Here is a 9004-nt window from a genome sequence, read left to right as displayed (position 1 = left end):
TTCCGCAGAACTATCAAGCCTGAGCTTTCTGAGAAACGGAGCTCTCCACCCTCTTTAAGTCGAAAAGCAAATTCGGACTTAAAGAGGGTTATACGATTTAGAAGCAAGATCTCTCAAGTTGTAGGCAGATCTAGTCTCAACAGGGATTAATAAATTAGTGCTAACAGGCCCTAAGTACAAATACTCGCAAGCGCTTCTTCCAGATCTGGATACTTAAATTTATAACCAACCTGAAGGAGTTTTTCAGGATAAACTCGCTGCCCTTTCAATAGCAGCTCAGCCCCTTCCCCCAATAAGAGTTTCATCGCATAAGCAGGCATAGGCAGGATAGCCGGGCGATGCATTACTCTGCCCAGCGTTTTGGAAAATTCAGCATTCGTCGCTGCATTAGGTGAAGTGAGATTAAAAACACCAGACAGTTGGCTATGAGTCAGTAACATCTCAATTACTTCAACCTCATCATCAATATGGATCCAGGACATCCACTGTTTACCACTACCAACGGGGCCACCCAACCCCATTTTGAACGGGTAATACATCTTACTTAATGCTCCGCCATGGCCCAGCACTACGCCTGTACGGATAAGACATACACGAACCCCTGTACTTTCTGCATTCAAGGCTGTGTTTTCCCAATCATGACATAGGTCATGAGTAAAGCCAGGGGTATAATCATCACCTTCACCAAGCTTCCGATCTCCCTCTACACTGCCGTAATAGCCAATAGCTGAGCCACTTACTAACACGTCAGGTTTTACGGATAGTTTGGCTATCCAGTCAACTAATTCAGTCGTTAGATTTATCCGGCTTTCACGCAGAAGCTGTTTTCTCGATTCACTCCAACGCTTATCAACGATAGGTTCACCGGCTAGATTGACTACAGCATCTACTGCAAAACCCTCTGGATCAGGCAATGTTTTCAAAGCCGCTACTTTTCCAGAAAATGTACGCTCAACTTTGTCCGGATCTCTGCTCAGACAGTAGATTTCATCTCCTGCCAACAGGCGTTTACGGATAAGATGCTGTCCGATAAACCCGGTTCCACCTGTGATTAATATTTTCATTGTTATTTCCCTGGTCCCCAATACACGACATTATTGGTACGATTGTTACCCTACTTCAGATTAGCGAATTTTTGTAAGAGTGCACTTATGTTTACCGGAATTGTTCAAGGCAAAGCAGTTATCCGTTCTGTAGAAAAAAAATCAGATTTCATGCAGTTACAGATAGAACTTCCAGAGGAACGCAGTGATGACCTGCAGCTTGGAGCAAGTATTGCCCTGAATGGCACCTGCCTTACCGTAACGGCTTTTGAAGGTAACCTTGTTAGCTTTGATCTGATTATGGAAACCCTACGCGTTACTAATCTGGGAGAACTAAAACCAGGTGATACGGTTAATTTTGAACGAGCAGCCCGTTTTGGCAATGAGATTGGTGGGCATCTGTTATCCGGTCACATTCATCAGCAGGTGAAAATTGCTGAGATAGAAAGGCCAGAAAACAACTGCATTATCTGGTTTGAAACAACCGAAGAGTGGAAACGCTATATTTTCCCGAAGGGTTTTATTGCTCTTAACGGCTGCAGCCTAACCATTGGTGAAGTAACGGGTAACCGTTTTAACGTGTATCTGATTCCTGAAACCCTCTCTATCACCACCTTTGGTGAGAAGCAGATAGGTGATCTTATTAATATGGAAGTTGATGCCCATACCCAGGCTATTGTGGAGACAGTTGAACAATATATGAGCAACCGTTAAGCGTAAGCTAAGTTATTAAAATATATATAAAATTGTCATTAAAATTTCTCAAAGAAAAGTTAAAAAAATCCTCTATATTTTTATCTGACGGCCGATAACGATTTTTATAGCCTGAAAAAGGAGAGAGGATGAGTTCAAGCTCATTGGAACGTGAAAATCAGGAGCTGAAACGCACCCTGCGGCTGATGATCGGCAAAGCGGAGCGGAATGAAGCGATCCTGAGCAGTTTTTTTGAAGTAGAACTGCGTTTGCTTTCCTGCAGCCGTTTGGCTGAATTGCTTGATCTCATCCTTATCGAATTTAAAGAGTTCTTCCGTCTTAGCAACGTCAACCTAATTCTATTCGATCCCGAACACGCTGCTCGCAGTCTACTTGATGACTATATACCACCACAGCCTGGCAACACTCTCCGCTTTGTACAAAGTCAGCGCCTACTAAAATCGATCTACCCAAATAACAAAATGATTGTGGGGACACCCAGTGAAGCACTGAGTCGCGAAGCATTCCCCGTTTCCGAAAGCCAAGTGCAATCCTGTGCTCTACTACCGCTGATTAGACAGAACTGTCTGATTGGCAGTCTACATCTGGGTAGTAACGACGTGAGCCGTTATACCGAACACGTGCGTTACGATTACATTCAGCATCTGTCATCGGTCATTTCGGTCTGTATCGAAAACTGTATCAATCAGGAAAATCTGCACCGCTTGAGTAGTATCGACATGCTAACTAAGGTGCTTAACCGACGTTCATTTGAGCAAGAGATAGTTCGCGAGCTATCCCGTGGCAGCCGTGGTGGATACCCACTTACCTGCCTGTTCCTCGATCTGGACCACTTCAAAACGGTCAACGATACCTATGGTCACCAGACCGGAGACCGAGTACTTAGAACCGTCGGCCTGTTCCTGAATAAGCAACTACGTAAAACTGATATTGTTGCCCGTTATGGTGGTGAAGAGTTCGCTGTACTTCTTCCCAACTGTGGGCATAGTCAGGGTATGGAAATTGCGGAAACACTACGAACCAAGTTATCCCGCCTGATCTTCCGCGATGAAGAGTCAAAACCGTTCCGTATGACTACCTCAATCGGCATTTCCCTGTGCGAGCCAGCCCGTTACCCTTCTACAAAGCTTGATGATATTGGCTACAAACTGATCCAGGCAGCAGATAAGGGCGTTTACCAATCCAAGCACAACGGTAGAAATCAGATCTCATTTATTAAATTTCCTCAGATAAAAGAAAACCCCGCTCAAGAAGCCTGAAGCGAGGTTTCGATATTTCCAAACAGAGAAAACTAAACTAGTTACGCCGCGTTCAGATCAATGATCAACTCACGATAAAGATCTGTATATTCATGCGCCTGTTTTTCACCGAATAGCGGATCCTCTGGCGCAGGTAACAACTTACCAAGCATCTTCCAATCCTGCTCTGTCGCTACAGCATCAATTTTAGGGAACAGCTCACCCTCTTCCAGATTTAGGTGAGCAGTCTGACGACTGACGTAATCATCCAGCAGATCTGCAAATTCATTCATCGGTATGACGGCGTCATGTAACACACCATCAATAGCATCTTTCAGTTGCTGACTGGAGTTTTTTAGTTCTTCGTGTTCTTTTTCACATGAGGAGAGAAGTTGGTCCAAAGCGTCGTTACGACCCGCTAAGAACTCATACATACGATCTTCTCTAGGATGATGGAAACCGTCTGCGTAGCCGGAAATGTAACTAATCACATCCGCAATAAGATTGAAGTTAGGCTGCTCGCCCTCTCTTAGCTTGTCTACCTTCTGTCGTAACATAACCAACAGTTTATTGAGATTGACATGATCCTGATGTAGCTCTGTAAGAATCGTCATACATGCACCTCGCTAGGATTTTTAAACTCTCCCTAATATAGACAAAGTAACTCGTGAGCTTTTGATAAGAATCAATAGATAAACGCTTAGGAGAATGCCTTCGACTATTGTCTGTCGCAGCGCAACAAAATAGTTGTTGATGAAGTGCCTTCATACCGAACAAGCTATCGCGATGAGGAGATCGCTCCAACAAAAAAAAGACCAAAGAGCTGCGCCCTTTGGTCTGAAAGGTTGTATAGAAAACTGATAATCAGCCCTATACGTAGGCCAAGAGTAAAGCAAACGCTTTCTCCCCCTAGATATAGCAAGCGATGGGCCAACTTTTAATTCAGTAATAAAATCAATTCGCTCAGGCTATAAACCCTCACATCAGTAACCTCTGGCCAGTGCCTTTCCCGCTTATCAACGTGAACCGTCTTTACACCTGCAGCCGCACCACAGAGCAGATCAAAGTGAAAATCACCCACCATAACGGCATCACTAGCTGAGCTATTCCATTGATTTATAAGATAATTTATTCCATCAGGTGAGGGTTTTGGCTCACTTTCATCCCGACCTAGTACATCAGCTTCTGCAAAATAGTCTCCAGCACCTATTGATTGAAGCGATAGCAGAGCCATCTCTTTGGTATTCCGGGTGAGAATACCTAAGTCATGCCCTGCTAGTTTCAGCAGTTCTAATAGGTCCAAAGCACCTTCAGCAGGCTTTGCAAGTGCAGCATAGTGACGCTCTAATTCATCTAAGCGCGCCAACATAGTGCGTTTTTCTTCACCCGAATACTTCTCGATAGTAGCAAGGATATCCACCTCTGGAGCCATACCTAATTCTTGGCGAATGTGAGCAAAGTCATGCACGGGCAGAGTCAGAGTACCGTCCAAATCAAATATCCAACTTGTACGATCTTTTAACATTCTGGTTCCTGATGAGACTTGATAACAAGACAGCTAATAATATTTACCTATCCATTCATACGAAAATCGATAAATAAAAGATTATTTAGATCTAAAAACAAAAGTGCCGAAAAGCAAAGCTTTTCGGCACTTGGGAATAACTTAGCTTACTTAAAGAAATTAAGCCGCGTTGTAGCAAGACTCGTTAAACGGATCCAGAGGGTTTTCCAGCAGATCGTCCTGCTTGAAGTAAAGAATACGACCTTCGAATTTCAGTGCTTTCGTTGCAAACCAACGGTCAAGCTCTTCAAGGCTCTCATCACTGGAGTTTGAGTCTAACCAACTGGATATAACGTTGTAGAAATAAACACCAAACAAACCCGCTGCGGCACCTAGGAAAAAGTCGGAAGCCAGCGCAAAAACTAGCAGAACAATTCCGGCAATCCAAATACGGTTAGCTTTAGCATTTTTATAAGCGTCAGAAGCCGCTTCGTGACTGTCTTTCAGACGCATGTAACGGCGGAAATTTTGCTGAATATCGAATTTATCTTCTGCAGACAGTAGTTGTGACATATCGAATCCTTGGTAACAGGTACATTTTTTATTTTTAACTTCGCTCCGGAGCATCAGAACTATTTGGGTAGTACTCCGGCATACACTCCAGAGGAGTATAGCCGAGGTAAATCGATCCGTCCCCCCGGCTAAAGGCGAATATACTAAATATTATGCTAGGCTTTTGCTGACTACTTCGTAAACGTCTTTTGATAGCTCTCCGCTCTGACTGATTCGATTTAATTGAGCCTTCATAAGCGACTGACGTTCAGGTGAATATTTCTTCCAACGAGTCAGCGGTGTCAACATCCGGGAAGCGATCTGAGGGTTCTGTTTGTTCAACTCGATAATACGATCAGCCAGGAAACGATAACCACTGCCATCCATTGCATGGAAGTTGATCGAGTTCTGCATACAGAACACTGAGATCACTGAACGGAGCTTATTTGGGTTCTTGCTATCAAACGCAGGATGCTGCATCAGCTTTTCAACACGTGACAGAGCCCCCGCTTTCGGATCACAAGACTGAATTGATAGCCATAGGTTTACTACCAGGCTTTCCTCTTTCCAGTTCTCGTAGAACTCTGTCAGCATCGTCTCAGCTTCATCTGCAAAAGGTGAATGAGCAACCAATGCAAGTGCAGCCTGCATATCAGTCATGTTATCCGCTTTGTTGTACTGGGACTGAGCCAGCTGCAGATATTCTTCTTTATCCAGAGAGATCAGATAAGCAAGGCACAGGTTTTTCAAACTACGACGCGCAATTGAATCCGCATCAGGCGAGTATTCAACCTCAAGGTCATTCTCCCGGTAAATTTTCAACAACTGATCTTCCAGCTGCTCTGCGATCTGCTGACGTACAAACTTACGTACATGGTGGATCGCATCCACATCTACCACATCAGCCAGTTCAGACAGATACGCCTCAGAAGGAAGGGTGAGAACCTTGCTCACCATCGCCTTATCTAGCCCTTCAGTTTCCAGCACACTGCGGTAAGCAGTAATCAGGCGCTGATCCAACTGCATAGCTGTATCCGGCTGATAAGCCGCGATTAGCTCCTGCATAATGTCCACAGCCAACTTCTGCGCAGCATCCCAGCGGGAGAAACCATCACTGTCATTAGCCATCAGGAACATCAGCTCATCGCGAGTGTATGGATAGAACAATTTAACGGGCGCAGAAAAGCCACGTAACAGAGATGGAACAGGCTTCGCAGATAAGCCGCTGAAAGTAAATGTCTGCTCAGACTCGACGACGTCCAGAACCTGAGTAGTTTCTCCATTACTCAACTGGATTTCATTACCTGCCGTATCCAGTAAGCCCATGGCTAAAGGAATATGGAATGGGGTCTTCTTATCCTGACCAGGAGTCGCCGGGCAGCGCTGTTTAACATTCAACTGATAAGTACCGTTAGCTTCATCAAAGCTATCAGAGACATTCAGCTCTGGTGTGCCCGCTTGATGATACCAAGCGCGGAACTGGCTCAGATCTTTACCTGAAGCGTCTTCCATTGCTTGAACAAAGTCTTCTGTAGTAACCGCCTGGCCATCGTGACGCTCGAAGTAGAGATCAGAACCTTTACGGAACAGCTCTTCACCCAGCAAAGTTTTAACCATACCCACTACTTCTGCCCCTTTCTCGTAAATAGTCAGGGTGTAGAAGTTAGAGATTTCGATAAAGGAATCCGGGCGGATTGGGTGCGACATGGGTCCCGCATCTTCAGCAAACTGAGCGGTACGCAACACAGCCACATCTTCCACACGCTTAACTGTGCGAGAGTTCATATCCGATGAGAAGCCTGCATCACGGAATACAGTAAAGCCTTCTTTCAGGCTCAGCTGGAACCAGTCACGGCAAGTAACACGGTTACCTGACCAATTATGGAAATATTCGTGAGCAACGACACCTTCAACACGCTGGAAAGATGCATCTGTTGTGGTTTTAGGGTTTGCAAGAACGCAGGACGTATTGAAGATATTCAGGCCTTTGTTCTCCATCGCTCCCATATTGAAGAAGTCGACCGCAACGATCATATAGATATCCAGATCGTATTCGCGGCCATACGTCTCTTCATCCCACTTCATCGCATTTTTCAGCGACAACATGGCGTAGTCGAGCTTATCCAGATCCTTCTCTTCTGCGTAGATCATCAGACGCACTTCACGACCAGACATAGTCGTAAAACTATCTTCAATATGCTGCAGATCACCTGCTACCAGGGCGAACAGGTAGGAAGGTTTCGGGAACGGATCTTCCCAAGTCACCCAGTGACGACCATCCTCACTTTCTCCACGATCAACCGGGTTACCGTTGGAGAGTAGAACCGGGTATTTGCTCTGTTCTGCCTCTACCGTGGTACGGTAAATCGACATCACATCCGGACGATCCGGGAAGAAAGTGATACGACGGAAACCCTCCGCTTCACACTGGGTACAATACATACCATCAGATTTGTACAAACCTTCCAGAGCGGTATTAGTCTCAGGGTGTATACGTGTTACCGACTGCAGAACAAAACTCTCCGGCAGATTACCGATCTTGAGTATCTCTCCATCACGCTGATAATCTGATGCGCTCAACACCTGACCGTCGATAGTCAGGCGACACAGTTCCAGATCTTCATGACCAAACAGGTCCAGTGTTGGATTTGTGGCTTTGCACTCTGGATTGCGGCTGATCTTAAGTTCAGCTTTGACCAGCGTTTCCTCTTCGAAAAGCTCAAAGCGCAGATCAGTTGTTTCGATATTGTAGGATGGGACCGTATAGTCCTTTAGGTAGATAACTTGTGGTTCCTGAGACATCTTTTCACCCTGAAATATCAGGCCGACAAAGCGACCTGATAGGCAGTAAATTTTCTAATATTTATAACACCGGTATCCAGTATCAGATACTGACCTTTAATTCCCTGCAGTACCCCTTCAACCGTTTCTGTTTTATCAAAATTGAAGGAGGTCACTTTCTGCGGATAGTTTAATACCGGGTAATTTATCTCTATCTGTTCAGCATCCAGCAGACGCTGAATGGCTTGAATACCATATTCATTCTCAAGGGCAGTCAAACCTTCTGTGCATTGATCAAAAAGCTGGTCGCGGATCTCTGAAAGATTGAGATCGTCTACTTCATTCTTGAGCATTTTGCGCCAGTTAGTTTTATCTGCGACATGTTCGCCGATAAGACGTTCAACTTTACCGGACTGCAATCGGGTAGAGACTTTTAGTATAGGCAGCGCCTGTACTGCTCCCTGGTCCATCCAACGGGTAGGAATCTGAGTACCACGAGTAATACCCACTTTTACGCCAGAGGAGTTCGCCAGATAAACATAGTGATCCTGAAGACAGAACTGCTCACCCCATGTTGCATCACGACAAGACCCTTCGTGATAGTGGCACAATTCAGGTTTAACAATACATTGATCACACTGTGGTAGCTTCTTAAAGCAGGGATAGCAGTAACCCTGATTAAAGCTCTTATTGGTTTTACGACCGCAATGGGTGCAGTTGATAGCACCCTGGTAGCTCAATGAGATATGGGAGCCGATCAGATCATTCAAGTGGATCTCCTGATCACCTATCGGCATATAGTACTGGACGGTATCAGCCAGTTCTGTGCGCATCTTTTTTAACGCACCACAAGCCAGTTGCTGCATCAGTTTTTATCGTCTGTAAGTATTTTGATCGTATCTGCCGCTAGCGGATCTTTACCGTGCTGTGAGCCATCCTTTTTCGTGCGGTCGATGTAACCTACCCGCTCCTCAGCTGGCTTGTTTTCATGGTCATAAGCAATTACGGCACGCATGCAGATATCGCGTTGCTCATCGGTCAATTTACGACCGTCAGGCCATTTACCCAACTCTACAGCACGCTTAAGGGATTGATGCATCTCAGGCGTCATCGCCTGAATCAGTTCTTCATAAGTCATTAACTGTTCTCATATGAGTCATTAACTGTTCTAT

Annotated in this window: 9 protein-coding genes; 2 read left to right on the top strand and 7 right to left on the bottom strand. The window is 45.2% G+C overall.

What is annotated here, in order from left to right; genetic code table 11:
* Positions 1 to 170: 170 nt before the first annotated feature.
* Positions 171 to 1064 (bottom strand): TIGR01777 family oxidoreductase, encoded by an 894-nt coding sequence (locus GY843_RS09545; RefSeq protein WP_297308966.1) that lies wholly within the window; start codon positions 1062 to 1064, stop codon positions 171 to 173.
* Between the two features lie 87 nt (positions 1065 to 1151).
* Here GY843_RS09545 and GY843_RS09540 point away from each other — a divergent pair, with 87 nt between their 5' ends.
* On the top strand, positions 1152 to 1757 hold the full coding sequence (locus tag GY843_RS09540) for a riboflavin synthase subunit alpha (protein WP_297308965.1): 606 nt from the start codon (positions 1152 to 1154) through the stop codon (positions 1755 to 1757).
* Between the two features lie 128 nt (positions 1758 to 1885).
* Positions 1886 to 3016, top strand: coding sequence for a sensor domain-containing diguanylate cyclase (locus GY843_RS09535; RefSeq protein WP_297308964.1), 1131 nt, complete (start codon positions 1886 to 1888; stop codon positions 3014 to 3016).
* A gap of 41 nt (positions 3017 to 3057) precedes the next feature.
* Here GY843_RS09535 and GY843_RS09530 read toward each other — a convergent pair whose 3' ends face one another.
* From GY843_RS09530 to GY843_RS09505, 6 genes are all read right to left on the bottom strand, one after another.
* Entirely contained in the window at positions 3058 to 3609 is a 552-nt protein-coding gene (locus tag GY843_RS09530; protein ID WP_297308959.1) for a hemerythrin domain-containing protein, read from the bottom strand.
* Between the two features lie 323 nt (positions 3610 to 3932).
* On the bottom strand, positions 3933 to 4520 hold the full coding sequence (locus tag GY843_RS09525) for an HAD family hydrolase (protein ID WP_297308954.1): 588 nt from the start codon (positions 4518 to 4520) through the stop codon (positions 3933 to 3935).
* Positions 4521 to 4679: 159 nt separating this feature from the next.
* Entirely contained in the window at positions 4680 to 5072 is a 393-nt protein-coding gene (locus tag GY843_RS09520) for a hypothetical protein (RefSeq protein WP_297308952.1), read from the bottom strand.
* A gap of 150 nt (positions 5073 to 5222) precedes the next feature.
* Positions 5223 to 7853 (bottom strand): aminopeptidase N, encoded by a 2631-nt coding sequence (gene pepN, locus GY843_RS09515; RefSeq protein WP_297308950.1) that lies wholly within the window; start codon positions 7851 to 7853, stop codon positions 5223 to 5225.
* A 17-nt stretch (positions 7854 to 7870) separates the two neighbouring features.
* Positions 7871 to 8698 (bottom strand): DUF2797 domain-containing protein, encoded by an 828-nt coding sequence (locus GY843_RS09510; protein ID WP_297308948.1) that lies wholly within the window; start codon positions 8696 to 8698, stop codon positions 7871 to 7873.
* Positions 8698 to 8970, bottom strand: coding sequence for a DUF1315 family protein (locus GY843_RS09505; RefSeq protein WP_297308946.1), 273 nt, complete (start codon positions 8968 to 8970; stop codon positions 8698 to 8700). The genes GY843_RS09510 and GY843_RS09505 overlap by 1 nt, the downstream gene beginning before the upstream one ends.
* Positions 8971 to 9004 lie beyond the last annotated feature (34 nt).

The sequence above is a fragment of the Neptuniibacter sp. genome (assembly GCF_024231755.1).
GTDB lineage: Bacteria > Pseudomonadota > Gammaproteobacteria > Pseudomonadales > Balneatricaceae > Neptuniibacter.
The sequence above is the reverse complement of the archived record's forward strand: the minus strand, read 5'-3'. Positions and strand labels throughout refer to the sequence as shown.

Bases quoted from the DNA above. Each gene is read 5' to 3' on its own strand.
- GY843_RS09545 (WP_297308966.1), bottom strand. From the start codon at position 1,064: ATGAAAATATTAATCACAGGTGGAACCGGGTTTATCGGACAGCATCTT.
- GY843_RS09540 (WP_297308965.1), top strand. From the start codon at position 1,152: ATGTTTACCGGAATTGTTCAAGGCAAAGCAGTTATCCGTTCTGTAGAA.
- GY843_RS09535 (WP_297308964.1), top strand. From the start codon at position 1,886: ATGAGTTCAAGCTCATTGGAACGTGAAAATCAGGAGCTGAAACGCACC.
- GY843_RS09530 (WP_297308959.1), bottom strand. From the start codon at position 3,609: ATGACGATTCTTACAGAGCTACATCAGGATCATGTCAATCTCAATAAA.
- GY843_RS09525 (WP_297308954.1), bottom strand. From the start codon at position 4,520: ATGTTAAAAGATCGTACAAGTTGGATATTTGATTTGGACGGTACTCTG.
- GY843_RS09520 (WP_297308952.1), bottom strand. From the start codon at position 5,072: ATGTCACAACTACTGTCTGCAGAAGATAAATTCGATATTCAGCAAAAT.
- pepN (WP_297308950.1), bottom strand. From the start codon at position 7,853: ATGTCTCAGGAACCACAAGTTATCTACCTAAAGGACTATACGGTCCCA.
- GY843_RS09510 (WP_297308948.1), bottom strand. From the start codon at position 8,698: ATGCAGCAACTGGCTTGTGGTGCGTTAAAAAAGATGCGCACAGAACTG.
- GY843_RS09505 (WP_297308946.1), bottom strand. From the start codon at position 8,970: ATGACTTATGAAGAACTGATTCAGGCGATGACGCCTGAGATGCATCAA.